Annotated in this window: 20 protein-coding genes and 3 tRNA genes; 13 read left to right on the top strand and 10 right to left on the bottom strand. The window is 73.1% G+C overall.

Annotated features, from left to right (window positions below; genetic code table 11):
- Positions 1-30 precede the first annotated feature (30 nt).
- Entirely contained in the window at positions 31-810 is a 780-nt protein-coding gene (locus tag ACFV7Q_RS04245; protein WP_385423384.1) for a hypothetical protein, read from the bottom strand.
- A gap of 79 nt (positions 811-889) precedes the next feature.
- Between ACFV7Q_RS04245 and ACFV7Q_RS04240 the strand changes: the two genes are divergently transcribed.
- Positions 890-1,516 carry a hypothetical protein gene (locus ACFV7Q_RS04240; RefSeq protein ID WP_385423382.1) on the top strand — a complete coding sequence of 209 codons (627 nt, stop codon included), beginning with the start codon at positions 890-892 and terminating at the stop codon, positions 1,514-1,516.
- Here ACFV7Q_RS04240 and ACFV7Q_RS04235 read toward each other — a convergent pair.
- Positions 1,513-2,262 carry an esterase/lipase family protein gene (locus ACFV7Q_RS04235; protein WP_385423380.1) on the bottom strand — a complete coding sequence of 250 codons (750 nt, stop codon included), beginning with the start codon at positions 2,260-2,262 and terminating at the stop codon, positions 1,513-1,515. The genes ACFV7Q_RS04240 and ACFV7Q_RS04235 overlap by 4 nt on opposite strands.
- A gap of 221 nt (positions 2,263-2,483) precedes the next feature.
- Between ACFV7Q_RS04235 and ACFV7Q_RS04230 the strand changes: the two genes are divergently transcribed.
- A complete protein-coding gene (locus tag ACFV7Q_RS04230; RefSeq protein ID WP_385423378.1) occupies positions 2,484-3,521 on the top strand; it encodes a rod shape-determining protein in 1,038 nt (345 codons plus the stop codon).
- Positions 3,522-3,704: 183 nt separating this feature from the next.
- Here ACFV7Q_RS04230 and ACFV7Q_RS04225 read toward each other — a convergent pair whose 3' ends face one another.
- The gene (locus ACFV7Q_RS04225; protein ID WP_385423376.1) at positions 3,705-4,157 is read right to left on the bottom strand and encodes an Lrp/AsnC family transcriptional regulator; all 453 of its coding nucleotides are present in this window, start codon (positions 4,155-4,157) and stop codon (positions 3,705-3,707) included.
- A gap of 70 nt (positions 4,158-4,227) precedes the next feature.
- On the opposite strand from ACFV7Q_RS04225, the gene ACFV7Q_RS04220 reads away from it, so the two are divergent.
- Complete coding sequence (locus ACFV7Q_RS04220) at positions 4,228-4,974, top strand: LysE family transporter (protein ID WP_385423374.1); 747 nt, start codon at positions 4,228-4,230, stop codon at positions 4,972-4,974.
- A 73-nt stretch (positions 4,975-5,047) separates the two neighbouring features.
- On the opposite strand, the gene ACFV7Q_RS04215 is transcribed toward ACFV7Q_RS04220, so the two are convergent.
- Entirely contained in the window at positions 5,048-7,804 is a 2,757-nt protein-coding gene (locus ACFV7Q_RS04215) for a PKD domain-containing protein (protein ID WP_385423372.1), read from the bottom strand.
- Between the two features lie 275 nt (positions 7,805-8,079).
- Between ACFV7Q_RS04215 and ACFV7Q_RS04210 the strand changes: the two genes are divergently transcribed.
- Positions 8,080-9,423, top strand: coding sequence for a carboxyl transferase domain-containing protein (locus tag ACFV7Q_RS04210; protein WP_385423370.1), 1,344 nt, complete (start codon positions 8,080-8,082; stop codon positions 9,421-9,423).
- A gap of 9 nt (positions 9,424-9,432) precedes the next feature.
- Here ACFV7Q_RS04210 and ACFV7Q_RS04205 read toward each other — a convergent pair whose 3' ends face one another.
- Entirely contained in the window at positions 9,433-10,656 is a 1,224-nt protein-coding gene (locus tag ACFV7Q_RS04205; RefSeq protein WP_385423464.1) for an MFS transporter, read from the bottom strand.
- Between the two features lie 290 nt (positions 10,657-10,946).
- On the opposite strand from ACFV7Q_RS04205, the gene ACFV7Q_RS04200 reads away from it, so the two are divergent.
- The 3 genes from ACFV7Q_RS04200 to ACFV7Q_RS04190 all read left to right on the top strand — a co-directional run bounded on the left by ACFV7Q_RS04200 (position 10,947) and on the right by ACFV7Q_RS04190 (position 14,332).
- Positions 10,947-12,116, top strand: a complete 1,170-nt coding sequence (locus tag ACFV7Q_RS04200) for a glutamate--cysteine ligase (RefSeq protein WP_385423368.1) — start codon at positions 10,947-10,949, stop codon at positions 12,114-12,116.
- 231 nt (positions 12,117-12,347) lie between these two features.
- Complete coding sequence (locus tag ACFV7Q_RS04195; RefSeq protein WP_385423366.1) at positions 12,348-13,445, top strand: NAD(P)/FAD-dependent oxidoreductase; 1,098 nt, start codon at positions 12,348-12,350, stop codon at positions 13,443-13,445.
- The gene (locus ACFV7Q_RS04190) at positions 13,442-14,332 is read left to right on the top strand and encodes an RNA polymerase sigma-70 factor (protein WP_385423364.1); all 891 of its coding nucleotides are present in this window, start codon (positions 13,442-13,444) and stop codon (positions 14,330-14,332) included. Before ACFV7Q_RS04195 ends, ACFV7Q_RS04190 begins: the two co-directional genes overlap by 4 nt.
- A gap of 897 nt (positions 14,333-15,229) precedes the next feature.
- Here the strand turns inward: ACFV7Q_RS04190 and ACFV7Q_RS04185 are convergent.
- From ACFV7Q_RS04185 to ACFV7Q_RS04175, 3 genes are all read right to left on the bottom strand, one after another.
- A tRNA-Ile gene (locus ACFV7Q_RS04185) sits at positions 15,230-15,303 on the bottom strand.
- Between the two features lie 201 nt (positions 15,304-15,504).
- Positions 15,505-15,577, bottom strand: a tRNA-Asn gene (locus ACFV7Q_RS04180).
- 5 nt (positions 15,578-15,582) lie between these two features.
- Positions 15,583-15,655, bottom strand: a tRNA-Asn gene (locus ACFV7Q_RS04175).
- Between the two features lie 145 nt (positions 15,656-15,800).
- Here ACFV7Q_RS04175 and ACFV7Q_RS04170 point away from each other — a divergent pair.
- From ACFV7Q_RS04170 to ACFV7Q_RS04155, 4 genes are all read left to right on the top strand, one after another.
- Positions 15,801-16,109: a YtxH domain-containing protein gene (locus ACFV7Q_RS04170; protein ID WP_385423362.1), complete on the top strand. Its 309-nt coding sequence runs from the start codon at positions 15,801-15,803 to the stop codon at positions 16,107-16,109.
- A gap of 120 nt (positions 16,110-16,229) precedes the next feature.
- On the top strand, positions 16,230-17,684 hold the full coding sequence (locus ACFV7Q_RS04165) for an FGGY family carbohydrate kinase (RefSeq protein ID WP_385423360.1): 1,455 nt from the start codon (positions 16,230-16,232) through the stop codon (positions 17,682-17,684).
- 193 nt (positions 17,685-17,877) lie between these two features.
- Entirely contained in the window at positions 17,878-19,611 is a 1,734-nt protein-coding gene (locus tag ACFV7Q_RS04160) for an ABC transporter ATP-binding protein (protein ID WP_385423358.1), read from the top strand.
- On the top strand, positions 19,608-21,530 hold the full coding sequence (locus ACFV7Q_RS04155; protein ID WP_385423356.1) for an ABC transporter ATP-binding protein: 1,923 nt from the start codon (positions 19,608-19,610) through the stop codon (positions 21,528-21,530). The genes ACFV7Q_RS04160 and ACFV7Q_RS04155 overlap by 4 nt, the downstream gene beginning before the upstream one ends.
- A 182-nt stretch (positions 21,531-21,712) precedes the next feature.
- On the opposite strand, the gene ACFV7Q_RS04150 is transcribed toward ACFV7Q_RS04155, so the two are convergent.
- A complete protein-coding gene (locus ACFV7Q_RS04150; RefSeq protein ID WP_385423462.1) occupies positions 21,713-22,858 on the bottom strand; it encodes an RNA polymerase sigma factor in 1,146 nt (381 codons plus the stop codon).
- Between the two features lie 137 nt (positions 22,859-22,995).
- Here ACFV7Q_RS04150 and ACFV7Q_RS04145 point away from each other — a divergent pair, with 137 nt between their 5' ends.
- Positions 22,996-23,622 (top strand): hypothetical protein, encoded by a 627-nt coding sequence (locus tag ACFV7Q_RS04145; protein WP_385423354.1) that lies wholly within the window; start codon positions 22,996-22,998, stop codon positions 23,620-23,622.
- On the top strand, positions 23,619-24,596 hold the full coding sequence (locus ACFV7Q_RS04140) for a nucleotidyl transferase AbiEii/AbiGii toxin family protein (protein ID WP_385423352.1): 978 nt from the start codon (positions 23,619-23,621) through the stop codon (positions 24,594-24,596). The genes ACFV7Q_RS04145 and ACFV7Q_RS04140 overlap by 4 nt, the downstream gene beginning before the upstream one ends.
- A 70-nt stretch (positions 24,597-24,666) precedes the next feature.
- Here ACFV7Q_RS04140 and ACFV7Q_RS04135 read toward each other — a convergent pair whose 3' ends face one another.
- Complete coding sequence (locus ACFV7Q_RS04135; RefSeq protein ID WP_385423350.1) at positions 24,667-26,748, bottom strand: molybdopterin oxidoreductase family protein; 2,082 nt, start codon at positions 26,746-26,748, stop codon at positions 24,667-24,669.
- Between the last annotated feature and the right edge of the window lie 114 nt (positions 26,749-26,862).

The raw sequence follows: 26,862 nt of genomic DNA, 5'->3' as shown, positions 1-26,862 counted from the left end.
GCCGCCGGCCCAGCAGCTGGAACCGCCGGTTCAGCAGAAGATCCACCAGCAGGTCTTCGGCGGCTTCGTCGGCGACGGGCTCGGCAGCGGCGGGACCGGCTGCGCGGACCCCGTGCCCGAAGCGCTGGGCGAGGGCTGCCCCGTCTGACCGGGCTTTACGGACGGCTGCTTCCCGGAACCCTGCTGCGGTCCGGACCCGCCCGAGGCGGAGGCCGACGCCCCGGGGGCCGGCTGCGTGCCGCCCCCGGCGGAGTCCCCGGACCGGGCCGGCTGCGCAGCGCCAGCGGCGGCCTTCGCCCCCGCCGTGGCCTTGGCCGGCTTCAGCGGGGCCGGAGTGCTGGGCCCGCCGGTACTGCTGGGCAGCGGAGCCGGCTCCTGCGGACCGTCGTCGTCGGTCAGCATGACGTTCGCCGCCCGATCGGTGTGCTCACCGCCCGCCATCACCTGCGCCAGGGCCACGGAACCGCCGACGGCGACCGCCAGCCCGAGCCCGACCGTGACGAGGGTCCGCCGGCGCCGGCGGTTCTCCGCCCGGGCGCGGGCACCGGGCCGGCGCCCGCCGGTACCGGACAACACGACGAGGGAATCCGCGAAGGGTTCGGCGTCCTCCGCCCGGGGCGCTCCCGGAGGGACCGGGGGCCCGTACGGAACGCCGTCGGAGCCGTACGGAACGTCTGCGGAGCCGTACGGGGCGGCGGGCGCAACGGGGACGCCCGAGGTGGCGGGGGGCAGGTACTCGGCCGGGGTTCCGCACCCGGCGCACGCCAGTGCGCCGTTGAGGTGCCTCCGGCAGGCGTGGCAGTAGTCCATGGCGCATGTGACGCTACGTGGTTTCAAGCCACATCCGCATCGCGAGTTCGTAAAGGTCCTGTGTGGAATCGTGGTCCGCATGACACCGCCGCCGCCCCCGCCCCCGCCCACGCCGCCGACGCCACCGACGGGACCGGGGGCCTTCGGGCGGACCGCCTTCCAGCTCGTACTGCTGCGGCGCATGGCCGATTTCCGGCCGGAGCTCGTCGAGGAGGCCCGCCGGCGGCTCGGCGCCTCCCTCGCCGACCAGCGGGAGGCGAACCGGCGCTGGCAGGCGATGGTCCGCTCACCCCGCTCGCGCGGGGCCCTGGCCCGGTACCGCTCGGTGCTCGGCCCGCCGGAGTCCACGACCCCGCGGACCATCGGCGACCTGCAGTGCGAAGCCCTGCTGTGGCCGCTGCCGCTCTGGCCCGACCTGCGCTTCGAGGTGTTGGCCGCACCGGACGGGGCGGTGTGGAACGAGTGGCTGGTCCGCGCCCCGGGCGCGCCCGGGCCCGTACTGGACGCGCCGGAGGACCTGCGGCCCTGGTCGGCGACGGTGGACGAGGTCGCGCGGGCCTTCGCGCCGGTGCGGCCGTTGGAGGGCACCGCGCCGACCCGGTGGCGGCTGGCCTTCACCGCGCAGGGCCGGGCCTGCGTGGCGGAGTTCACGTACGGCCTGCTCCAACGGGTGTCCGTGGACGGCGCCGAGCTCGACTCCCGCTAGCGGGAGCCCCGTCGCGCGGCGGGAGGCCGTTCTGCGAGGAAGGCGAGCACCCCGGCCGAGGTGGCGTCGTCGCCCAGCAGTTCGTTGTGGCCGAGGCAGCCGACCGTCGCGTTGGCCGCCCCGGCCAGCGGGACGCTGTTGTCCGGGTTGACGACCTCGTCGCAGTCCGAGCGGAAGGTCGCGTAGCGCACCGCGCCCGGGGTCTCGTCCCCGGCGTTCAGGTTCCGCACCACGTACGAGTTCGGCGTCATGTCCCGGCACGCCTGGTCCCACGGGGCGCAGGCCCAGGCGGTGGAGGTGCCGTGGTTGGGTCCGGCCAGCGAAACCCAGCGGTCCACGGCCGCGGTGCCGCCGCCGTACGTGACGTACCAGCGGCTGACGAGCGAACCGAAGGAGTGCGAGACGATGTCCACGCGCTCTGCGCCGGTCCGCCGGCGGACCTGGTCGACGTACGCGCCGAGCTGGCCGGCCAGGACCTCGTTGACGGACCGGTGGGTGTCGTAGCCCCAGGAGTGGAGCTCCGCGTCGGCGTACCCGGCCGCGCGCAGGTCCGCGCGCAGGGAACCCCAGACGCCCGGATCGGCGTTGTAGCCGTGGACGAGGACGACCGGGCGGTGCGCGGGAGCCGCCGGCGCGGCGGCGGCACGGGCGGCCGGCAGCGGCGCGAGGGGCGTCGGGCAGACCGCCGCGCAGAGTGCCGCGCAGAGCGTCAGGAACGCCGTCGCTTCCTGGCGGGGCGTCAGCATCCGGTCCCCTTTATCTCGTTACGCGCGAGTAGCGCGGGCAGTGCGGGCATGGTGCTGCCTGTCGGTACAGAAATCCACCCCCGTGCAGCACCCCCCGCCCCGTGTGGCGCACCCCGGCTGGAGCATCTCAACGGGCGGCACGCCCCGTTTGCCCGAGAAGATATGAAATGCAACCGGCAGCCGCCGGTCTTCCAGCATCAGCGCCCTCGGGAGGATCTGCCGTGACCGTCAGTCTTGAGCAGTTGCGCCGCTGCCACGTCGCCGTCGACCTCGGGGCCGCCAGGACCCGCGTGTACGTCAAGGGCGCCGGCCTGGTCGTGGACGAACCCAGCGTGGCCGCCGTCAACACCCGTACCGGCGCGCTCATCGCCGTCGGGACCTTCGCCGAGCGGATGACCGGCCGCACGCCCGACTACATCCGGGTCGTCCGCCCCGTCTCCGGCGGAACCGTCGTCGACATCGACATGGCCCAGCGGATGCTGCGCCACCTGCTCGGCGAGAAGCTGCGCCGCGCCCTGCGCCGCAAGCCCCGGCTGCGCGCCGCCGCCTGCACCCCGCACGACGCCGACCCGCTCGCCCAGCGGGCCGCCGTGGAGACGATGGTCGGCCTCGGCGCCCGTCGCGTCGAGCTCGTCGACACCCTGATCGCGGCGGCCGTCGGCTGCGGCCTGCCCGTGGAGCAGCCGACCGCGACGATGATCATGGTGTGCGGGGCCGCCGCCACCCAGGTCGCCGTCCTCTCCCTCGGCTCCATCGTCACCGCCCAGCGGATCCCCGTCGGCGGCGAGGCCATCGACCACGCCGTGGTCCAGCACCTGCGCCACGCCCACGAGCTGATGCTGCCCAGCCAGGCCGTCCGGCCCCTCCAGCTGGCCCTGCACGGCAACGGCATCACCGACGAGGGCCCCGCCTCCACCCTGATCCACGGGCGTGACGTCGCCACCGGCCTGGCCCGCTCGGTCCACGTCGACACCGCGGCCGTCCGCGACGCCATCCACACCCCGCTGACCGCCGTCCTCGACGGCATCGGCAAGGTGCTGCGCGACTGCCCGCCGGACCTGGTCGCCGACCTGACGGACCGGGGGATCATGATGGTGGGAGGCAGCGCCCTCCTGCCCGGCCTGGACCAGATGCTGCGCGACGCCACCGGCATGCCCGTCGCCATCGCGGAGAGGCCGGACGTGTGCGCCGTGCTCGGCCTCGGCGCGATGCTCGAAGGGAAGGTCGCCCCGATGGTCCTCAACCCACTGACCGGATGACCCCCGGCCCGGGTCCCACCACCCTCGACCGGGGCCGGTCCCCGTGCTGCTGGAGGCGGTCCCCAGTGTCGGATCGGAGCTGGACCTGGAGGCCGCCCTCCAGCACGTCGCGGACTCGACCCCCGGACCGTGCGGGGCCCGTTACGGAGCGCTCGGGGCCGACGACCCCCCGCGGCGCGACCGTCAGCCGGTGTTCGGACCGGACGGTGGCCGCTGCGCCGCCCGCAGCGCGAGCCGGGTGCTGGACTGGGCCACCCCGGCCTCCCGTTTGAGGCGCCGCAGCAGGGTGTCCAGCGCGGCCGGGTCGGCGGCCCGGGCCCGTACGAGGTAGTCGTACTCCCCCGTCACGTGCACCACTTCGGTGATCCCGGGCAGCCCCGCGACGCGCTGCTCGAACTCCTCGTTGGTGGTGTCCTGCCGGAGGGTCAGGTCGATGAAGACCACGAGCCCGCCCCGGGTGTCGGCGGCCGGATCCACGATGACCGTGAACCCGCGGATCACCCCGTCGCGCCGCATCCGCCGGACGCGGTCGGCGGCGGCATTGGCGCTGAGTCCGACGCGGACGCCGAGGTCCCGGTACGAGATCCGCGCATCCTGCTGCAGGATGCCGAGGATTTCCCTGTCGAGGCGGTCCATACCGCGATTCTCGCAGCGGCGGCCGATAATCGCCGCCGCGCCCGCCACCGTGCACCGCACCCTGCCGGGCATGACGGAACTACTGACTCCCGCCCTGGCGGGCACGGTCGCCGGGCTCGGCGTGGCGATGCCGATGGGCGCGATGAGCGTGCTGCTGCTCCAGGAGGCCATGCGCGACCGCCGTACGGCCGTGGCCGCGGCGGCGGGCATCGCGGCCGTGGACCTCGGCTACGCCGCCCTGGCCACGGCGCTGGGGCCCTGGGTGGCCTCTCACGTGGCCCCGGTCGAGGCGTGGATCCGGCTGGCCGCGGCGGCGATCCTGCTGGCCATCGCCGCGCAAGGGCTGTACGGGGCGTCCCGGGCCGCCGGGCCCGCGCAGCAGGCCGGAGCCGGGGGCGAGGCCGCGGGGGCGGCCGCCAGGGCGCGGACCGGGGCGGTCGCCACGGTCACCGACGACAACGGCGGGGGCAGCGGGGGCGGCGGGGCCGAGGGCGCCCCGGCGAGCGGCGGCCGCGCAGCGGGCGGCCCCGCCAGGGCCTTCGCCCGCTACGTCGGCCTCACCGCCGTGAACCCCACCACCGCCCTCTACTTCGCCGCCCTCACCACGGCCCAGGCAACCGCCCTGCACACTGCCGCGGCCGCCGGCGCCTTCCTCGCCGGCGTCGCCGTCGCCTCCCTCCTGTGGCAGCAGGCCCTCGTCGCCGTCGGGGCCCTCGCGGGCCGCAGGATTCCGCCCGGCGTCCGTGTGTGGACCTTCCGCCTCGGCTACGGCCTCGTCGCCGCCTACGCCCTGAAGATCGCCTTCCCGTTGCCGTAGCCGGACCCCGAACAGCCGAGGGCCCCGGCCTCCGCGGTGTGCGGCGGCCGGGGCTCCGGTTCTGCGGGACCGGTCAGGGCTGGGTGAAGTAGCCGAGCAGGTCGGTGATCACGTGGGTGCTGCCGCCCCAGCTGTTCCAGATGCTGATCCGGCCGCTGGCAGCCGGGGTGGTGACGTGGTTGGGGACGGTGTCGCCGGGGCGGGTGTTGAGGCTGCTGGCCTCCGGTCGGACGGTGCCGTACCCGTACGCGGTCAGGAAGCCGGGCCCGGTGGACTCGGTCGCGGTGACGTTCAGGACCGCGCCGACGGCGCCGGCGGGCAGGCCCGCAACCGTGGTGGTGGCGCCGGGGGCGAGCTTGCCGGTGGCACGGGTGTCCGCCAGACGCTTCGGAACGGCCGGGGTGAACAGCGCCCTGCCTCCCTTGCCGTACCAGCCCACCGCGTCCAGGACCAGGTGGGTGGAGCCGGTGTTGGTGTAGAGCGTGATGGTCCCGCCGGGGCCGACGGGGACGAGGACCTGGTTCGACTTGTCCTTGCCGGGCTCGACGTTGAGGTTCGACGTCGCGGGCCGGTTCGCCGGGTCGGGGTAGGCGATGACGTGCGCGTCGGCCGTGGAACCGGTGCCCGTCAGGTTCAGCGCGACCGCGGTGGCGTCGGCGGGAACGCCGCCCGTGCCCGCGACCTTCACCGTCCGGGTCTGCCCGCCCGCCAGCGCGCCGCCGGCGGTACGGGTGTCGGCCAGGCGGGTCGGGGCGAGCGGGGTGAACCACTCGCCGGCGCCCGGCTGGTAGTAGCCGACGAAGTCCACGATCAGCGAGGCCCTGCCCGAGTTGAGCTGGGCCTGCACCTTGCCGTCGGCTCCGACGGGCACGGTGACCGTGTTCGAGGACGTACCTCCCGCCCGGACGTTGACGTTCGAGGCGACCGGGCGCGGCTGCCCGGAGGGCCACACGCTCAGGTGCGTGTCCTCGGAGGCGCCGGTGACGGTCACGTTGAGCACGGCCGCGGCCATGCCGCCCGAGTGGACGTGGTCCGGGACGGAAAGGCCGACCGGCATGGTCACGGGAAGCGGGGAGCCGCCCTGGACGGCCGTGCCGGTGGTGCGGGTGTCGAGGACGCGGAACGGCGCCGTCGCCACGTACCCGGACGGCGCGTAGTCGACCTTCACGTTCCGACTGACCGTGGACGTCGCGTCCTTGGAGTCCCGGACGGTGACCGTCACCTTGTGGTCGCCGGGGCGGCTGTAGGTGTGCCGGAAGGTGTCCAGGCGGTCGCGGTGCTCGCTCGTGCCGTCACCAAAGTCCACGTCCACGCCCTCCACGGGCCACGGCGCCGCGGTGGCCGTCCGGGTGTCGACGTCCACGGTCAGCGGCTTGGGGCCGCCGATCTGGTTGGTCGAGGTCGGCAGGACCGGCTCGGTCGTGAAGCCCGCGGTCAGCGGGCCGGCCGGGGTCACCTTGACGGCCTGCTGGGTGGAGACTTCGTGCCCGGCGTCGTTGACCGCCGTCACCTTGACCGTGCACTCGCACGGCGAGTTGTAGACGTGCGTGGCGAGGCCGTGCGCCGCGGTCCCCTGCCGGGTGGTGACCGGGGCCGTCCCGTCGCCGAAGTCGATGCGGTAGCTCATCGCGGTGGGCCAGTGGCTGTCCGAAACGGCCTGCACCTGGACGCTGGTGCCGACCGGGGCCCAGGTGTGGTCGATCGCCGTCCAGACGTTGCCGAGGTAGTCGTGCGTCTCGTGGGCCCCGCGGTCGATGTGTCCGCCGTTCTTGCCGGTGTTGGGCACCCTCGGGTCGTCCGCGATGCGGTGGCCGTCGAAGTCGGCGGGCACCACGCCCGGCGCCGTCGGGTCACCGGAGTCGATCGTCGGCGAGCCGACCATCTGGCTGACGTCGTCGCGCGACGGGGCCAGGATGTCGTGCGCGCCCTGGCCGGTGGCGGTGGCGAAGGCGGCCGGGTCCTTGTACGCAGTGCCCGCCCAGCTGTAGGCCGCTGACAGGGCGGCGTGGCCGACGATCACGTTGTAGTCGACACGTGTGCCCCCCGTCGCGCTCTGCGACACGGCCGTGCCGTTGCGCGCTTCGGCCGACTGGCACCGGGCGGAAGTGGCCTCGGTGTAGATCACGTTGTTGAACAGCGCGGAGCCGGTGGAGCTGCCGCCGACCGAGACGGTCGCCCCGCAGTAGCCGCTGATCGTGTTGTTGGTGACGACTGTGCCGGGCGCGTCCACCACGGTGACCGCCGGCCGCGGAGCGCTGCCGATCATGTTGCGGCTGAGGACGGTGCCCCGGGAGCCGCCTTCGATCCTGGCGCCGCTCATCCGGCTCCGGATGACGCGCACGTCCGTGCTTCCCTCGCCGACCACCACGGAGTCGAGCAGGCCCCGCCCGGCATCGATCTGTTCCAGTTCCACGTCGGTCGAGCGGCTGACCTGGACGCCCCTGATGCTCAGCCCGCGGACCGCCACGTGGGAGGCGCCGCTGATGGTCAGGGTCTTGGCCAGCCACGCCCCGGAAAATTGCGGAACGGGATCGACTTCGAAGGTGATCGGCTTGCCCGGCTCTCCGGAGCGGTCGATGGTGACGGCCTCGTCGTAGGTGTTCTCCGCCTTGATCCGTACGGTCTGGCCCGGCTGGACGACCTTGGCCGCGGCCGAGATCGTGCAGTACGGAACCGCTTGCGAACCGGGACCGCCGTCGGAGCAGTTGGAGCCGTCGCGGTTGTTCACGTAGAGGCCGGCCGGTGCCTCGGCGGCCGCCGCGGTGGCCGGAAGGCCTAGGAGACCGAGGAGCCCCGCGGTGAGCATGGCCGTTGCGCGAATGGGACGCACCAGGTGGATTCCTTCTGGGAAAGACTGACATGTACTCAGGACCGGTGCGGCGCCGCACGTCGAGTGCGCGGCGGCCCGTTCCCCCCGTGGCGCCGGCCGGAACGGACCCGCGGACGCCGCGATCATCATCCAGGGCCCGTCAGCCGCTGTCACTTCGGATGAAGCCGCCACCACTACCCCAAACCCTCCGGCCACGGACGGCCGGGCGGCCGGGCAGCCGTCGATGGTGGCTCGAACCGCTCGGCCCCGCCGGCGGGCGGACCTAGGGTGGCTCCGTGACCACGACCCGCCTCTCGGCCCGCGCGGCCATCGCCTCCGTGACCGACCCCGCCGGCTTCGTCGAACTGCCCGCGCCCGCACGGGAGTCGGCCACCGACGGCCCACTGGCCTGGACCGGCTACGACGCCTCCCGGGCCCGCGCCGCGGACCGGACCGGCGAACAGGAGTCCGTGGTCGTCGGGACCGCCCCCATCGGCGGCCGACGCGCGGCCCTGGTCTCCTTCGAGTTCGGCTTCCTCGGCGGCTCCCTCGGCGAACGCACCGGAGACCGGCTCGAAGCGGCCTACGCCCACGCCCGCGAACACCGCCTTCCGCTGGTGTCCCTCATCGCCACCGGCGGCTCCCGGATGCAGGAGGGAATGCTCGCCCTGACCCAACTCCAGCGCGTGGCCCGCCAGTGCGTCCTGACCCGGGCCGCCGGGCTCCCCCAGATCGCCGTCCTGCGCGACCCCACCACCGGCGGCGGCTGGGCCACCCTGGGCGCCGGAGCGGACGTCGTCCTCGCGCTCCCGGGTGCCCAGGTCGGTTTCGCCGGGTCCCGGGTGCGGCCCGCGGACGCCGACCCGGCGGCGTACACCGCGGAGAGCCAGTACGCCTCCGGGCACGTGGACGCGGTGGTGGAGCCCGCCCGGCTGCCCGGCCTACTGGCCGACTGGCTCCGGGTCCTGGCCGCGCCCCGCCCGGCCGGGCCGGTGGAGCCGCCGGCCGCGCTGGCGGACGTACCGCCCCCGGCCGGCGGCTGGGACGCCGTACGGCAGGCCCGGCACCCCGGCCGGCCGCACGCCGAGGCCTACCTGGACGCGTACTTCACGCTTCGCCTGCCCCTGTCCGGGGACCGGGCCGGCGGCACCGACCCCGGAATGCTGTGCGGCTTCGGGCTGCACGAGGGCCGGGCCGTCGCGTACGCCGCCCAGTGCGGCACCGCGACCCGCCCGGCGGGATACCGTACGGCCGCCCGCCTGATCCGCCTCGCGGACCGGCTCGGCATCCCCGTCCTGACCCTGGTGGACACCCCCGGCGCGGCCAACGACGCCGCGGCGGAGCGGGCGGGGGCCGGTGCGGCCATCGCCGACGCCTTCGCCGCGGTCGCGGCGGCCTCCGTCCCGGTCACCACCCTCCTCATCGGCGAGGGCGGCTCGGGCGGGGCCCTGGCACTGGCGGCTCCGGGCAACACCTGGGTCACACCGGACAGCTACTTCTCCGTCATCGCCCCCGAGCTCGCCGCGGCCATCCTCAAGCGGCCCCCGTCCGAGGCCGCGGCCACCGCGGACCAGCTCCGCATCCGCCCCCAGGACCTCGTGTCCCTGGGCGTCGCCCGCGGCATCGTCGGCCCCGCCTGAGGCCCGGGACTACGGCTGCGGCGAGCGGGAGTCGTAGCGGGCGAAGCCGCGCCAGCGGGCGGCGAGCAGCGCCAGGACCAGGACGCAGGCGAGGCCGCCGCCGGTGATCGCCACGGTCGGGGAGGCGAGGTCGGCGACGGTCCCGGCGAGGAAGTCACCGAGCCGCGGCCCGCCCGCGACGACCACGATGAAGACGCCCTGGAGGCGGCCCCGCATCTCGTCCGGGGTGGCTGTCTGCATCATCGTGGAACGGAACACCATGGACACGGTGTCCGCACAGCCGGCCAGGGCCAGGAAGAACAGGCCCAGCCACAGGTTCCGGGTGAGCCCGAACACGGCCACGGCCGTGCCCCACGCGGCCACGGACAGCAGGATCGCCAGCCCGTGCCGCCGGATCCGGCCCTGCCAGCCGGAGAACAGCCCGCCCAGCAGCGCCCCGACGGCGGGGGCGGCGGCGAGCAGGCCGACGGTGGTGGCGTCGCCGCCGTACCAGATCACGGCGACGGCCGGGAACAGCGACTTGGGGTGGGCCAGGACCATCGCGGCCAGGTCGCTGAAGAAGGTCATCCGGATGTTGGGCCGGCTCCCGAGGAACCGCAGCCCGTCGAGCACGGACGCCCTCCCCCGCTTGCCGCCCTCCCGGTCGGGCAGCATCGCGGGCAGCCGCCACGTCGCGTAGAGCGCGGCGGTGAAGGCGACGGCGTCGACCAGGTACGCGGCCTCGTAACCCCAGCGGCCGACGACGAGCCCGCCGAGGACCGGGCCGAGCATGGCCCCGGAGGTCAACGTCACGGAGTTCAGCGCGTTGGCGGCGGGCAGCTGCTCGGCCGGCAGCAGCCGGGGCATCATGGCCGCCCGGGCCGGCCCGTTGAGGGCCCCGCAGACCGCCTGCAGCGCGACGATCGAGTACAGCAGCCAGACCCGGTGGTGGTCGAGCAGCGCGGCACCCGCCAGCAGCACCGACAGGGCGGCCAGGCCCAGGGAGCTGTACAGGCCGAGCTTGCGCCGGTCCACGGTGTCGGCGATGGCACCGCCGTAGAGGCCGAAGACGACGAGCGGCACGAGCGAGCACAGCCCGACGAGGCCGACGGCGAAGCTGGAACCGGTGGTGTCGTAGACCTGGAGCGAGACCGCGAGGGCGGTCATCGCCTGGCCCGTCCAGGAAACGGTGCCGCCGACCCACAGCCGCCGGTAGTCGGGCGAGGTCCGCAGCGGGGTCAGATCGGCGAACAACCGCGAGGAGCGCCGCGGCGGTGGCGGCGCGGACCCGGTGGTGGGCCCGGGGCTGGATGCACTCGTACCGGTCACACCGGATGGTAACCGGCGGCCGTCCGCGGGCCCGGGCGTCCGAACGCCGCCCTGCGCACACCCGCAACAGTCGCCCCATCCGGATCCGCGGTTGCGGACCGCGCGGATTCTTGCCGGTAACTCGCCATTGTTGCAAGACATTTGACTGAATCGGCGCGCGCTCGCCGCCTGGTGGCGGCTCATGATGAAACGACTCGTATGTCCAGGGAGGCGTAGTGATCGAACCTGGCAACAGCACCACGAGCACCGACAACGCGGGCACCGCCGTCAACGCGGACGACGACGTCCACGCACCCCTGACGGTCGGCGTCGAGGAGGAGTTCCTCCTCGTCGACGCCCGCACCTTCCGGGTGGTCCCGGCCGCCCCCCGCGTCCTCGAAACCGCCGCGGGCCTCCCCCACGAGGTCCACGCGGAAGGCACCCGCTACCAGGTGGAGATCTCCACCCCGGTCGCCGACTCGGCCCCGAAGCTGCGCGAGGAGCTGGCGGCGCTGCGGCGCACCCTCTCCCGGGCGGCCCGCGCCCACGGCTGCCGGCTGCTGGCCGCACCCTCGCCGGTCATGGCCGTAGAAGGGCCGCTGCACCTGACCGACGACGAGCCGCGCCAGCGCGAGCAGCACCGCCGCTTCGGCGCGCTCACCGACACCCTGGTCAGCTGCGGCCGCCACATCCACATCGGCACCTTCGACGTGGACACGGCGGTCGCCGTGTCCAACCGGGTCAGACCATGGCTGCCCACCCTGATCGCACTGGCCGCCAACTCGCCGTTCTGGGCCGGGCGGGACACCGCCCACGCCAGCTGGCGCGCGATGGCCTGGTCGGGCTGGCCCTCGGCGGGCCTGCCCCCGCACTTCACGTCCACGGCACACTTCCGGCGCTCGGTGCAGACCCTGCTCGGCTCCGGGGCGGCCCTCGACACCAAGATGGTCTACTGGGACCTCCGCCCGTCCGGGCACTGGCCGACGCTCGAGATCCGGGCGCCCGACATGTCCTCGGACATCGACACGGCCATCCTCCAGGCGGAACTGGTCCGCGCCCTGGTCGCCACGGTGCTCGGGGACATGGCGCAGGGGCGCCCCGAGCCGGACGTCCGGGACGACGTGCTGTACCTGGCCCGCTGGCGGGCGGCCCACGACGGACTGGAGGGCTTCGGCCTGGACCCGTACACGGGAGCCGAACTCCCGGCGGCGGACCTCGCGGAGGCCCTGCTCGACCTGGTGGCCCCGGAGCTGGCCGCCTGCGGGGAGCTGGACCACGCGGCGGAGACCCTGGGGCGCCTGCTCCGCGACGGCTCGGGCGCCCACCGCCAGCGCGCGGCGTACGCCCGCCGCCAGGACCTCGGGGACGTCCTGCGCCATCTGGCGGACGAAACGGAGAACGTCTGACCCACCCGGGCCGCAGGTGCAATCGTTTCCGCACCTGCGGCTTGCGGTGGGGCGGGTAGGGCTCGATCCCATGGGAGGGCGCATCCGGCCCGATGAGGGCATGGGCGAACAGCGGTCTGTTCGTCGACGAGCACCAGATCCGCGAGTGATGCAGGTCACTCGACTTGCCCGTCACAAACACGAGGTCGGCTCCATCCCGTGTGTGAACTCATTGCACAACAGGAGGCACACATGAGGGTCCTGGTGGTGGGAGCCGGTTACGCGGGGACGATCGCGGCGAACCGGCTGGCCAAGAAGGTGACGGCAGCGGAGATTACGGTGGTCAACCCCCGTCCGGACTTCATCGAGCGGGTGCGGCTGCACGAGCAGGTCGCCGGAACCGGAACCGCGGCGACCCCGCTGACGTCGATGCTGAACCAGAGGGTCGCAGCGCGCAGGGGCACCGTCGACAAGATCGGCGACGGCCAGGTCACTCTCGAAGACGGAGCGAGCCTCGACTTCGATTACCTGTTCCTCGCGGTGGGCAGCACGGTCGCACCGCTGCCGGGCACCGTTGCGGTGGGGACCTGGGAGGGTGCCCAGGAGGCGCGGGCCGCGCTGGCCGGACTCCCCAGTGGGAGGGCGGTCACCGTCATCGGTGGCGGACTGACGGGCATCGAGACGGCGTCCGAGATCGCCTTCGGCCGACCCGACCTCCGCGTGCGGATCGTGGGACGGACGATCGCCGCGAGCCTGTCGGCAGGAGCGCAGAAGCGTGTGCGCACCGGCCTGGACCGCTTGAACGTCGAGGTCGTGGAGGGCTCCGTCGCGCAGATCGATCCTGGCGCCGGGGAGGAAGGAGTCGACACAGTACATCTCCACTCGCGCCGGCAGTTCGCTTCCGACCTGACGCTGTGGGCGATCACCGGGACCGTGCCCGACCTGGCCGCCCGCAGTGGACTGCAGGTGGATACCTACGGGCGTGCGGTGGTCGACCAGCATCTGCGCAGCGTGACCGACCCGCGGATCTTCGCCGTCGGCGACTGCGCAGCGGTTCCCGGAGCCCGCGCGGCCTGCGCGACGGCCATGCCTCAGGGCGCACACGCAGCGGATACGCTGGCGCGGATGATCCAAGGTCGTGAGCCCGAGCCCTACTCCATGGGGTACAGCGGACAGGCGTTGAGCCTGGGCCGGCACGACGGGCTGCTGCAGGCCAGCCGCAGGAACGACACCGCGCGGCGGCTCTACTTCGCCGGGCGCACCGCGGCCGTGCTCAAGGAGCGAGTCTGCCGCTACGCGAAGCTCGGCACCCTCACCGCCACCTACGCCTGGCTGCAGGGGCCGAAGTGACCGAGCAGCCGGATCCTGCCGACGAGTTCACCAGGCACAGGGCTCTGCTGTTCTCGATCGCCTACGAGATCCTCGGGTCGGTGGCCGACGCCGAAGACGTCCTTCAGGACAGCTACCTGCGGTGGCGGTCGGTGAACCGCACCACCGTGGAGAACACGCGGGCCTATCTGGCAAGGATCGTCACCCGGCAGGCGCTCGGCGTACTACGGTCGGCCGTCCGACGGCGGGAGCAGTACGTGGGTCCGTGGCTGCCCGAGCCGCTGGTGACCGACGCTGCCGGCGACGCGCCCGATGGCATCGACCACGTGCTCACCGGCGAGGCCGTGACCACCGCGATGCTGCTGGTTCTGGAGGCCCTGACCCCTGCCCAGCGCGCGGTTTTCGTGTTGCGGGAGGTGTTCGGCTTCGACTACGCGGAAATCGCTGCCGCGGTGGGCAAGTCCGAGGCTGCGGTACGGCAGTTGAACCAGCGCGCCCGCAGCAGCGTGCGCGCGAGGCGACACACCGCGGTAGCCACCCCCGCCGAGGCGCAGCCGGTCGCCGAACGGTTCCTGACGGCGGCCGCGACCGGTGACGTCCAAGGCCTCATGGACCTGCTCGCACCCGACGTGGTGTACCTGGCTGACGGCGGCGGGGTCGTGAACGCGGTGCGGCGCCCCGTGGTCGGGCCCGACAAGGTGGCCAGGCTGCTCCTCGGGCTCCTGGCCAAGGGCGCCCGCATGGGCGAACTCGACGTCCGCATCGGCGCCTACAACGGGATGCCCTCCCTCGCGGTGCTCATCGACGGCGAACTCGATCAGGTGACCTCGGTCGAGATCCGCGGCGGGGTCGTGACGGCCCTCTACTGCGTCCGCAACCCGGCGAAGCTCACGGCGGTCAAGGTGTGACCCGCGCGACGTCAAGGCCGAGTCACAAACGGGACGGCGACCCCGGCGATGCCCAGCTTCCCCGTCTCCCCCTCACCAATGAGGAGTTCGGGGCAGCCCCCAGCAGCCGAGCGGACGCAGCTGGACGCGGAGGAGGCCACGCTCGCCGCATGCCGACCTTTCGGAAGATCTGTTCTCATTTGCTCGCTTTCGGAGCGAGCGGCAAGGGTCAGCCCGTCGGTGGCGAGGGCGCAGCAGGCTTCGGCAGGGATCGGGCTGCCCCTTGCCGCCACTCGTGCCTCGACTTCCGCGGTCGGTTGCTGGCTGGGCAGCTAGCTGCTCGACCGGCGGGGTGAGGCCGACAGCACAGCCTGACGGATGACCCGAAGCTCAGCCGAGAGCCGAGTAGGCGACCGTGTCATTCGGGTCGGCCTCTGGGGCGGGGTCCACGTACGTTGGAGAAGCTCGGCGCGGCGCGAGGGCCCGGCGCTGAGGAGGCTGGTGGTTCCACCGTTCGGTACTGCGCGGTGCGGTCGCCCCCTGCTGCTCGTGGAAGCGGTCCAGGGCTCGATGCTGCCCTTCGCGCAGCCCCCAACCCCACACCGGTCCTACCAGTGGCCCTCCGTCATTGCCAGTGGCCCCGCAGAGGCCGTTTCCAGTACGGACCGTTCCCCGTGCTGGCTACGCGGACGCCAGAGTGTTCGGCGAGCTCCAGACTGTGATCACTCACACGCCCAGCGCACGCCAAGACGACGCTTACACAAGATCCAACAAAACAGACACACGCGCGTCCCCGCTGTGTCCCCGCAGTGCCCCTGGAACGCGAAAGGCGGCCCCGGAGGGCCGCCAAGATCACCGAAGTGACTCACGCCGCCAGCAAAGAGCTGGTCAGATCGTTTCTGCACACCTGGTGCGCAGTGGGGCGGGTGGGACTCGAACCCACGGCCGACGGATTATGAGTCCGCTGCTCTAACCGGCTGAGCTACCGCCCCTTCACGGCGTGGCGCGTACAAGTGTGCGCGCCGTCTGCCGCAGCATAGCCGCTCATACGATCTCCTGCCTCGGCTGGGCCGTGTGATCGGCTTCGCTGTCGGTGGAGACCGGTTTCAGGGCTGCCCGGTTCCACCCGCAGGGCAAAACTTCTGCCCGCGGGGCAAAAAAGAAGAGGACCCCGCGGGGCCCTCTTCGCTCTGCTCCCCCGGCTGGACTCGAACCAGCAACCCTCCGGTTAACAGCCGAATGCTCTGCCAATTGAGCTACAGGGGATCGCGCTCCCCCGACTGGACTCGAACCAGTAACCTGCCGGTTAACAGCCGGCTGCTCTGCCAATTGAGCTACAGGGGATTGCTGCGTTGCACCGAACGGCCCACCTCCGGCCTTGCCGGGGGGCGAGCGCCCGTTGCGAGTCATAGATTAGCGCAAGCAGGGGGGTGCTCCGCCAATCGGTATCGACAGCGGGCCGGGCACCACACGACGAAGGGTGGCAGGCATGCGCTACAAGGTCACGTTCGTGAGCGGACTGGTCCTCGGGTACGTCCTCGGTACCCGGGCCGGGCGCGAGCGCTACGAGCAGATGAAGAAGTGCGCGCGGGGGGTCGCGCAGAACCCGGCCGTGCGCAACGCGGCGGAGACCGCCGGCCAGCAGGGGCGCCAGTTCGCGGGCAAGGCGTTCACGGTGGTGGGTGATCGGGTCGGGGACGTCCTGCCCGCCTCGGTGACCGACCGCGTACGGGTGCTGAGGGGCCGGCCCAACGGCTCCGCGGGCTACGACGACGACTGGGGCACCACCAACACCTGAGGCGGGGGGTTCACCGCCGGTTCCACCGCTGTTCCGGGGCCGGTTCGCCGCACGTGCACACGGGATCCGCCGCCCGCCTGGGCGGCGGATCCCGGTCGTCGGTGCGGCAGAATTCTCAGCATGGGGATAGTCGCCGGGCTGGACAGCTCTTCCGCCTTCACTCGCATCGTCGTCTGCGACACCGACACGGGTGCCGTGCTGCGCCAGGGCTACGCGCCGCATCCGCAGCCCGCGGGTGATCACGAGGGCTTCCACCCCCACGACACCGACCCGCAGGCCTGGCTGCTCTCCCTCGGCGAGGCCGCCGGCGGGGGGCTCCTCGAAGGGGTCCAGGCCATCGGCGTCTCCGCGCAGCAGCACGCGCTGCTGCCGCTGGACGCGCAGGGCGCCCTCGTACGCCCCGCCCTTGTCGGCAACGACAAGCGGGGCCAGGTCGCCGCCGCGGACCTCACCGAGGCCCTCGGGGGCCGGCAGGCCTGGGCCGAGGCCGTGGGCTCCGTCCCGCACTCCGCGCAGCCGGTGGCGAAGCTCGCCTGGCTGGCCCGCAACGAGCCCGACGCGGCCCGCCGGGTGGCGGTGCTGATGTCCCCGCACGACTGGCTGGTCTGGCAGCTGCTGGGCCGGCCCGCCCGCCGCACCACCGACCGCGGCGGGGCTTCCGGGACCGGCTACTGGTCGCCGGCGACCGGCGCCTACCGCCCCGACCTGGTGGAGCTGGCGCTCGGGCACGTGGCGCTGCTGCCGGAGGTGCTCGCGCCGGCCGAGCCCGCCGGGATGACCCCGGAGGGGCTGCTGATCTCCGCCGGCACCGGGGAGACCATGGCCGCCGCGCTCGGACTGGGCATGGGCCCCGGGGACGCCGTGGTGTCGCTGGGCGCCTCGGGCTCCGTGATGGCCGTCCACCACTCGGCCGTGCAGGAGCCGAGCGGCCTGGTGACGTCCCTGGCCGACGGCAGCGGCATGCACCTGCCGGTGGTGAACACCTCCAACGCTGTGCGCGCCCTGCGGGGCACCGCCGACCTGCTGGGCACCGATCTGCCGGGGCTGTCCGAGCTCGCGCTGAAGTCGACGCCGGGCGCATACGGCCTCGTACTCCTGCCGTACCTGGAAGGTGAGCGCACGCCGAACCTGCCGCACACCGCGGGCACCCTGTCCGGGCTGCGGCGGGACTCCATGAAGCCGGAGCACCTGGCGCGGGCCGCGTTCGAGGGCATGCTGTGCGGGCTGGTCGACGCGCTCGACGTCCTGCGCCTGCGCGGGGTCGAGGTGCGCCGGGTGTTCCTGCTGGGTGCGGCGGCCGAGCTGCCCGCCGTACAGGCCGCGGCCCCCGGACTGTTCGGTACGCAGATCGTCGTACCGGCGCCGGCCGACTACGCGGCGCTGGGCGCGGCGCGCCAGGCGGCGTGGGCGCTCGGGGTGCAGCAGGGGACGCTGGCCCCGCACACCCCGCCGGTGTGGCCGGCCCCGGCCGCGCAGGTCTTCGAGCCGGGCGAGGACTACCCGGCTGCGCAGGCGGTGCGCCAGCAGTACATCGCGACGCGGGAGCAGCTCCACCCGGGCGCCTTCCAGGCGTAGGACCTCCCCCGGACTGCCGTTTCCACGGGACCCGCGGGGCCCGGCCGGGCCCGGGGGCTCGGCCCGGGTGCGCCGGCGGGTGTAGGACCCGTCTCCTCCTTTTGACCGGCCTTTGCGAAAACGGGTGGGGTTTGCACGCACACGTGGCCGAAGATGGGTCGACCCCCTCGATCTTGCCGACCGGAGCCTTCGCGTGCTCATACGACTTCTGCGGACCCATCTGGGCCCATACCGGAAACCCATCGCCCTGCTGGTCCTGCTGCAACTGCTCCAGACCAGTGCGAGCCTCTACCTCCCCACGCTGAACGCGGACATCATCGACAAGGGTGTCGTCCACGGCGACACCGGCTACATCCTGCGCTTCGGTGCGCTGATGCTCGGCGTCTCCCTCATCCAGCTGGGCTGCAACATCGGTGCCGTCTATTACGGCGCCCGCACCTCCGCGGCCGTCGGCCGCGACGTCCGCGCCGCCGTCTTCGACCGGGTGCAGGGCTTCTCCGCGCGGGAGCTCGGCCAGTTCGGCGCCCCGTCGTTGATCACCCGTACGACGAACGACGTCCAGCAGGTCCAGATGCTGGTGTTGATGACCTTCACCCTGATGGTCTCGGCGCCGATCATGTGCATCGGCGGCATCGCCATGGCGCTCTCGCTCGACGTGAAGCTGTCGGGGGTGCTGCTGGCCGTGGTGCCCGTCCTCGGCCTGTCCGTCGGCACGATCGTGTGGCGGACGCGCCCGCTGTTCCGCTCCATGCAGGAGCGCCTGGACGTCGTGAACCGGGTGCTGCGCGAGCAGATCACCGGCAACCGGGTCATCCGCGCCTTCGTCCGCGACGGCTACGAGAAGGAACGCTTCCGCGGCGCCAACACCGAGCTGACCGACGTCGCGCTCGCCTCCGGCCGGCTGCTCGCACTGATGTTCCCCACCGTGATCGTGGTCGTGAACATCTCCAGCGTCGGCGTGATCTGGTTCGGCGCGATGCGCATCGACAGCGGCGGCATGGAGATCGGCCAGCTCACGGCCTTCCTCGCCTACCTGATGCAGATCGTCATGTCCGTCATGATGGCCACGTTCATGTTCATGATGGTGCCGCGCGCCGAGGTCTGTGCGGAGCGCATCCAGGAGGTCCTCGACACCGACTCCAGCGTGGTCCCGCCCGCCTCCCCGGTGACCCGGGTCTCCCGACGGGGCGTGCTCGAACTGCGCGGCGCCGACTTCCGCTACCCGGGTGCCGAGTCCGCGGTGCTGCACGGGGTGGACCTCGTGGCCCGGCCCGGTGAGACGACCGCGGTGATCGGCTCCACGGGCAGCGGCAAGTCCACGCTGCTGGGCCTGGTCCCTCGACTGTTCGACGCGACCGGCGGCCACGTACTGGTCAACGGCGAGGACGTGCGCCGGCTCGATCCCGAGCTGCTGGCCGGGACGGTCGGCCTGGTGCCGCAGAAGCCGTACCTGTTCTCCGGGACGATCGCCTCGAACCTGCGCTACGGGCGCCCCGACGCCAGCGACGAGGAACTGTGGCAGGCCCTGGAGGTCGCGCAGGCCAAGGAGTTCGTCTCCGCGCTCGACGGAGGCCTGGACGCGCCCATCACCCAGGGCGGGACCAACGTCTCCGGCGGCCAGCGCCAGCGCCTGGCCATCGCCCGCACGCTGGTCCAGCAGCCGGAGATCTACCTCTTCGACGACTCCTTCTCGGCCCTGGACTACGCCACGGACGCGGCACTGCGCGCGGCGCTCGCCCGCGAGACCGAGGACGCGACGGTGGTCATCGTCGCCCAGCGGGTCGCGACGATCCGTGACGCCGACCGGATCATCGTGCTCGACGGGGGCAGGGTCGTGGGCGAGGGACGCCACCACGAGTTGATGGCCGGCAACGAGACCTACCGGGAGATCGTGCTCTCCCAGCTGACGGAGGCGGAGGCCGCATGAGCGGGCCCGGAGGACGGATGATGGCGGGACCGGCCCAGCGGTCCCTGGACTTCAAGGGCTCGGGCAAGCGGCTGCTGCGGCAGCTCGCACAGGACCGGGCCAAGTTGTGGGGGATGGTCGCCGCGGTCTTCGGCAGCGTCGTCTGCACGGTGATCGGACCCAAGATCCTCGGGCACGCCACCGACCTGGTCTTCGCGGGGATCGTCGGCCGGCAGATGCCGGCCGGGCTCACCAAGGAGCAGGCGCTGGACGGGCTGCGCGCCGAGGGTGGGGACGGCACGGCGGACATGCTGTCGGGCACCGACTTCACCCCGGGCGAGGGCATCGACTTCGGTGCCGTCGGGGTGGTGGCGCTCTGGGCGCTGGCGGTGTTCGTACTGGCGGGCCTGCTGATGCTGGTGGCGACGCGGCTGTCGAACCACATCATGAACGGCACCGTGTACCGGATGCGCGAGGAGCTCCAGGACAAGCTGGCGCGACTGCCGCTGTCGTACTTCGACCGGCAGAAGCGCGGCGAGGTGCTCAGCCGGGCCACCAACGACATCGACAACGTGGGACAGACGCTCCAGCAGACGATGGGGCAGCTGCTCAACTCGCTGCTGACGATCGTCGGCGTGCTCGCGATGATGTTCTGGATCTCGCCGCTGCTGGCCCTGGTCGCCCTGGTGACCATCCCCGTGTCCGTCGCCGTCGCCGCGAAGATCGGCAAGAAGTCGCAGCCGCAGTTCGTGGCGCAGTGGAAGTCCACGGGTGCGCTCAACGCGCACATCGAGGAGATGTACTCGGGCCACACGCTGGTGAAGGTGTTCGGCCGGCAGAAGGAGTCCGCGGCGGTCTTCGCCGAGCAGAACGAAGCACTGTTCCGGGCCTCGTTCAAGGCGCAGCTGGTCAGCGGCATCATGCAGCCGGTGATGTTCTTCATATCGAACATCAACTACGTGCTGGTGGCGGTCGTGGGCGGTCTGCGGGTGGCCTCCGGCAGCCTGTCGATCGGTGACGTGCAGGCCTTCATCCAGTACTCGCGCCAGTTCTCGATGCCGCTGACGCAGGTCGCGTCGATGGCGAACCTGGTGCAGTCGGGCGTGGCCTCGGCGGAGCGGGTGTACGAGGTGCTCGACGCGGAGGAACAGGAGCCGGACGTCGACGTGCCGGAGCGTCCGGAGGCGGTGCGCGGGCAGGTCACGCTGGAGAAGGTGGCGTTCCGCTACGAGCCGGACAAGCCGCTGATCGAGGACCTGTCGCTGACCGTGGAGCCCGGCCAGACGGTCGCCATCGTCGGCCCGACGGGCGCCGGCAAGACCACGCTGGTGAACCTGCTGATGCGCTTCTACGAGGTCACCGGCGGCCGGATCGCGCTCGACGGCGTGGACATCGCGAAGATGACCCGCGAGGAGCTGCGCGGCGGCATCGGCATGGTGCTCCAGGACACCTGGCTGTTCGGCGGCACCATCGCGGAGAACATCGCGTACGGGGCCTCGCGCGAGGTCACACGCGCCGAGGTGGAGGCGGCGGCGCGCGCCGCGCACGCCGACCGGTTCGTCCGCACCCTGCCGGACGGCTACGACACCGTCCTGGACGACGAGGGCGCGGGGGTCAGCGCCGGCGAGAAGCAGCTGATCACCATCGCCCGGGCGTTCCTGTCGGACCCGGTGATCCTGGTGCTCGACGAGGCGACGAGCTCCGTGGACACCCGTACCGAGGTGCTGATCCAGAAGGCGATGGCGCGGCTCGCGCACGGCCGTACGTCGTTCGTGATCGCGCACCGGCTCTCCACGATCCGGGACGCGGACGTGATCCTGGTGATGGAGAACGGCTCCATCGTGGAGCAGGGCACGCACGAGGAACTGCTGACGGCGCAGGGCGCGTACGCGCGGCTGTACGCGGCGCAGTTCGCGCAGGCGGTCGCCGAGGTCGACTGACCGCGAGATGCGGGACGCCGGACGCCGGACGCCGGACGCCGGAAGCGATACGACGCGACGCGACGCGGGAAACGAGTCGCGGACACGGAATCGCTGACGCGGATCGCGGCGCTCGCGCGGGGGCGGGGCGGAGTCCGGCGATGCCGGACCTGTCCCGCCCTCGCCGTGCGCCGGGCCGTCCGCTAGTCGAGGTAGCCGCGGAGCTGGTCGGCGAAGGCGTGGTCGCGCAGCTTGCCCAGGGTCTTGGACTCGATCTGGCGGATGCGCTCGCGGGTCACGCCGAAGATGCGCCCTATCTCCTCCAGGGTGCGGGGCCTGCCGTCGGCCAGCCCGTACCGCAGTTGGACGACCTTGCGCTCGCGCTCACCAAGGGTCGACAGGACCGCCTCCAGGTGTTCGCGCAGGAGGAAAAAGGCGGCGGACTCCATGGGCGAGGCCGCGTCGCCGTCCTCGATCAGGTCGCCGAGGGCGACGTCCTCCTCCTCGCCGACCGGCGCGTGCAGCGAGACCGGCTCCTGCGCCAGGCGCAGCACTTCCAGCACCCGTTCCGGCGTCAGTTCCAGGTGGACGGCCACCTCTTCGGCCGTGGGCTCGTAGCCCCGCTCCTGGAGCATGCGCCGCTGCACGCGCACGACACGGTTGATGAGCTCCACCACGTGGACGGGGACCCGGATGGTGCGGGCCTGGTCGGCGAGGGCCCGCGACATCGCCTGCCGTATCCACCAGGTGGCGTAGGTGGAGAACTTGAAACCACGGGTGTAGTCGAACTTCTCAACGGCCCGGATCAGACCGAGGTTCCCCTCCTGTACGAGGTCGAGCATGGTGAGCCCGCGGCCGACGTAGCGCTTCGCGACGGAGACGACCAGCCGGAGGTTCGACTCGATCAGGCGCCGCTTGGCCATCCGCCCCATGACGACGAGCTTGTCCAGGTCGAGGGTCAGCCGAAGGTCGAGATCGGGGGTGCTGCCCAGCTTCTCCTCGGCGAACAGCCCGGCCTCGACGCGCCGCGCGAGCTCGACCTCCTCGGCCGCGGTGAGTAGCGGGATCCTGCCGATCTCCCGGAGGTACTGGCGGAACAGGTCGGCGGAGGGCCCCGTTCCGGCGCTGTCGCCGCGCCAGCGCTGCTCGGGCACCTGCTCGATCAGCTCCAGCACCTCGGGCTCGTCGCCGTCCTCGTCCCCGGCGGCCGGCCCGCCGCCGGGCTCGGCCTCCATCCCCGGGTCCGTCCCGGGCTCGGGGCCCGCCTCGGGCTCCCCGCCCTCCGCAGCCCGGGCCGCGACGGCCTGGACGGGCGGGCTCACGTTGACGGTCAGGATCCGGGTCTGCACGGGGGCGACCTCCAGGGCTCCGAGGACGGTGGCACCGCACCTCAGTGTGGGGTACGGCACATCGCCGCCACGAGGGGCGTGCGGGCACTTTCTGAGTCCGGTGCGTGACCGGATGGTTACCCGCTGCGGAGACCCCGATGCGGACCGGACGCATGTGCGACAAGATCGGCGACATGTCCGAGTACGAAACCCATGTCACGCTGCGCTGCCCGGACGCGGCGGAACTGGCACGACTTCACGCGTGGGCCGCCGCCCGCGGCCTGAAGGTGACCCACATCGTGCTGGCCCGCGGCCGCACGGTGTCGCAGCCCATGCTGACCCTGCCCGACCGCGACGGCCACGAGACGCTGGTGCCGCTCCTGCGGGCCGACGGCTTCGACCCCGTCCGGGTCAAGGTGGAGACCGTCCCCTGGACCACGGACCGGCCGGGCCCGGGCGGCGGCTACTTCGAGCACCACCTCAAACTCCTGCTCCCCGCCGGGTTCGACCGGACCGGCCTGGAGGCCCTCGTCACCCCGCACGGGGCGCACCTGTCGTGGAACGCCCGGCGCGCGGCGCAGGACGGCAGGAGCCACGAGCGGTTCGTCACCCAGCGGTACCGGGGCCCCGCAGGGGCGGCGGGGGCGGCCCGGGCGTGCGACGCGCTGGTCGCCGAGCTGGTGGCCGCCGGGTACGAAATCCGCTCGGAGGAGCGGGAGTTCGTGCTGTACGACAGTGATCTGTCGGTGGACGACGGATGGATCGAGGAGGAGGTCGCCGCATGAGCGGGACGTGGCGGGAGTTCGACTCCCACAGCACGGATCTACCGCGCGAGCCGCTGGACGAGCGCACGCGGGAGCTGCGCGAACTGCCGAAGACGCTGCGCCCCGTCACCGGCGACGCCGTGCGCCAGCGGGCCGTGTTCGACCCGTCGCTGAAGCACCTCCGGCGGGCCTACCGGGGCAGTGACCCGGTCTTCGACGATCCGGAGCGGACCGTCGCCTGGGTGCGGGCCCGCAGGGCGGCCCTGGACGCCGTCCTGCTGGCGGTGTCGGAGACCGAGTGGGCGGACTCGCTCGTGCTGCGGGGCAGTGCGCTCCTCGCGCACTGGTTCGGGGAGCAGGCCCGGGAGCCGGGCGACCTCGACTTCGTGGTGGTCCCGGAGTCCTGGCGGAAGGAGGACGGCCGGACGGGCCGGATGCTGGAGGGCATCGCGCGGACGGCGGACGGGCGGGCCGGCATCAAGGCCTCCGGCATGGTGTGGGAGGACATCTGGACGTACGACCGGGTGCCGGGGCGCCGCATGGTGCTCCCGTGGTCGGCGCCGGGCCTACCGGGCGGGCAGGTGCAGCTGGACTTCGTGTTCAACGAGCGGCTGCCGGTCGGACCGGAGCCGACGGAACTCGCTTGCGGGGCGGTCGTGCTGGCCGCTTCGCCGGCCCTCTCCCTGGCCTGGAAGCTGTTGTGGATCATCAGCGACGGGCATCCCCAGGGCAAGGACCTGTACGACGCCGTCCTGCTGGCCGAGCGGTACCCGCTGCCCCGCGAGCTGCTGCACCAGGTGTTCCTGCAGGCCGGCGAGTGGCCGCTACCGAACCGGCAGGTGCAGCTCCAGGACTTCGAGGCCCTGACCGTCGAGCCGTACTACAGCACGGAATGGGACCACTTCGAGGCGGAGTACCCGCACCTGGCCGAGCCCGATGAGAAGGCGTACGCCAGACGGCTCGTGGCCGCCCTGCGGCCGACGTTCCAGCCGTAGGGCCACCGGCCGGAGCCCGGCGCCACGGGCCGGCACCCGACCCGCGTGGCGGGTGCACCGGCCCGCGCGGCTAGCGCACCGGTTCCACGCGGACCGCGCAGACCTTGAACTCCGGCATGCGGGAGACGGGGTCAAGGGCCGGGTTCGTGAGGGTGTTGGCGCGGCCCTCGCCCGGCCAGTGGAACGGCATGAAGACCGTGTCGGCGCGGATGGCGTCCGTGATGCGGGCCGGGGCGACGGCGCGGCCGCGGCGCGAGGTGACGGCGAGCGGGTCGCCGTCGGCCACCCCGATACGGGCCGCGAGGCGCGGGTGGAGTTCCACGAACGCGCCGGGGGCGGCCGCGTTCAGCTCGTCGACACGGCGGGTCTGGGCCCCCGACTGGTACTGGGCGACGACCCGGCCGGTGGTGAGCAGGATCGGGTAGTCGGCGTCCGGGGCCTCGGCCGCTTCGCGGTGGGAGACGGGGACGAAGCGGGCCCGACCGTCGTCGGTGGCGAAGCGGTCCAGGAAGAGCCTCGGCTGCCCCGGGGAGCCCTCGGGGCAGGGCCAGAAGACGCCCTGCTCGGTCTCGATGCGGGTGTAGGAGATGCCCGAGTAGTCGGCGGGGCCGCCGGCCGAGGCGCGGCGGAGCTCCTCGAAGACCTCCTCGGGGGCGGTGGGGAAGCCCTTGTCGACGCCGAGGCGGCCCGCCAGGCCGTGCAGGACCTCCAGGTCGCTGCGGACGCCCGGCGGCGGGGTCAGGGCCCGGCGGCGCAGCAGGACGCGGCCCTCCAGGTTGGTGGTGGTGCCGGTCTCCTCCGCCCACTGGGTGACGGGCAGGACCACGTCGGCGAGGGCCGCGGTCTCGGAGAGGACGACGTCCGCGACGGCCAGGAAGTCCAAGGCGCGGATGCGGTCCTCGATGTGGGCGGCGCGGGGGGCCGAGACCACCGGGTTGGAGCCCATGAGGAGCAGGGCCCTGACGTCCGTGCCGAGGACGTCGAGGAGTTCGTACGCGCTGCGGCCCGGACCCGGGAGGGTGTCGGGGTCCACGCCCCACACCCCGGCGACGTGGGCCCGGGCCGCCGGGTCGGCCAGTTTGCGGTAGCCGGGGAGCTGGTCGGCCTTCTGACCGTGCTCGCGGCCGCCCTGGCCGTTGCCCTGGCCGGTGAGGCAGCCGTAGCCGGAGAGCGGGCGGCCGGCGCGACCGGTGGCCAGGCACAGGTTGATCCACGCGCCGACGGTGTCGGTGCCCTTGGACTGCTGCTCGGGACCGCGGGCGGTGAGGACCATCGCGGAGGACGGGGCGCAGAACAGCGAGACGGCCTCGCGCAGCTTCGGCACGGGGACGCCGGTGATCCGCTCGACCAGTTCCGGCCAGTGCGCCATCGCCGCTGCGCGGGCCTCCTCCCAGCCGGTGGTGCGCCCGGCGATGAACTCCTCGTCGGTGCGGCCCTCGGCGACGACCAGGTGCAGCAGGCCCAGCGCGAGGGCGAGGTCCGTGCCCGGGCGGGGCGCCAGGTGGAGGTCGGCCTGCTCCGCGGTGCGGGTGCGGCGCGGGTCGACGACGATCAGGGTGCCGCCGTTGGCCTTCAGTTCGGTGAGGTAGCGCAGGGCGGGCGGCATCGTCTCGGCGAGGTTGGAGCCGACGAGGATCACGCACCCGGTGCGCGGGACGTCCTCCAGCGGGAAGGGCAGCCCGCGGTCCAGGCCGAACGCCCGCTGGTGGGCGGCGGCGGCCGAGGACATGCAGAACCGGCCGTTGTAGTCGATCTGCGAGGTGCCGAGGGCGACGCGGGCGAACTTGCCGAGCGCGTACGCCTTCTCGTTCGTGAGCCCGCCGCCGCCGAAGACGCCGACCGCGTCCGCGCCGTGGGTGCGCCGGGTGCGGGCGAGGCCCGCGGCGACGGCGTCGAGGGCCTCCTCCCAGGTGGCCGGCTCCAGCCGTCCGGCGTGGGTGCGGACGAGCGGCCCGGTCAGGCGCACCCGGGAGGAGAGCACCGCGGGGGCGGTGCGGCCCTTGCCGCACAGCGCGCCCCGGTTCACGGGGAAGTCGGCCCGCTCCTCCACCGCTGCCGGGACCGCCCCGTCCGGCGTGGGGCGGAGCTTCATGCCGCACTGCAGCGCGCAGTACGGGCAGTGCGTGGCGGTGGCGGTGTCGGGCGTGTGCATGGAGCCAGCGTGCGGCGGCGGTGTTACACGGGGCCGCGCCCCACGGTTAAACCTGCTGTACGGGCGCCTCAGCGCGGCCCCCGCCGCCCGGTGAGGGCCCCGGTCCCCGAGGCC

This window comes from Streptomyces sp. NPDC059851, from assembly GCF_042732005.1.
In the GTDB taxonomy this organism is placed as follows: Bacteria; Actinomycetota; Actinomycetes; order Streptomycetales; family Streptomycetaceae; genus Streptomyces.
The sequence above is the reverse complement of the archived record's forward strand: the minus strand, read 5'-3'. Positions and strand labels throughout refer to the sequence as shown.

Bases quoted from the DNA above. Each gene is read 5' to 3' on its own strand.
- ACFV7Q_RS04225 (WP_385423376.1), bottom strand. From the start codon at position 4,157: ATGGACCGCCTCGACAGGGAAATCCTCGGCATCCTGCAGCAGGATGCG.
- ACFV7Q_RS04140 (WP_385423352.1), top strand. From the start codon at position 23,619: ATGAGCGGGACGTGGCGGGAGTTCGACTCCCACAGCACGGATCTACCG.
- ACFV7Q_RS04170 (WP_385423362.1), top strand. From the start codon at position 15,801: ATGCGCTACAAGGTCACGTTCGTGAGCGGACTGGTCCTCGGGTACGTC.
- ACFV7Q_RS04145 (WP_385423354.1), top strand. From the start codon at position 22,996: ATGCGGACCGGACGCATGTGCGACAAGATCGGCGACATGTCCGAGTAC.
- ACFV7Q_RS04245 (WP_385423384.1), bottom strand. From the start codon at position 810: ATGGACTACTGCCACGCCTGCCGGAGGCACCTCAACGGCGCACTGGCG.
- ACFV7Q_RS04195 (WP_385423366.1), top strand. From the start codon at position 12,348: ATGAGGGTCCTGGTGGTGGGAGCCGGTTACGCGGGGACGATCGCGGCG.
- ACFV7Q_RS04235 (WP_385423380.1), bottom strand. From the start codon at position 2,262: ATGCTGACGCCCCGCCAGGAAGCGACGGCGTTCCTGACGCTCTGCGCG.
- ACFV7Q_RS04220 (WP_385423374.1), top strand. From the start codon at position 4,228: ATGACGGAACTACTGACTCCCGCCCTGGCGGGCACGGTCGCCGGGCTC.
- ACFV7Q_RS04240 (WP_385423382.1), top strand. From the start codon at position 890: ATGACACCGCCGCCGCCCCCGCCCCCGCCCACGCCGCCGACGCCACCG.
- ACFV7Q_RS04135 (WP_385423350.1), bottom strand. From the start codon at position 26,748: ATGCACACGCCCGACACCGCCACCGCCACGCACTGCCCGTACTGCGCG.
- ACFV7Q_RS04165 (WP_385423360.1), top strand. From the start codon at position 16,230: ATGGGGATAGTCGCCGGGCTGGACAGCTCTTCCGCCTTCACTCGCATC.
- ACFV7Q_RS04155 (WP_385423356.1), top strand. From the start codon at position 19,608: ATGAGCGGGCCCGGAGGACGGATGATGGCGGGACCGGCCCAGCGGTCC.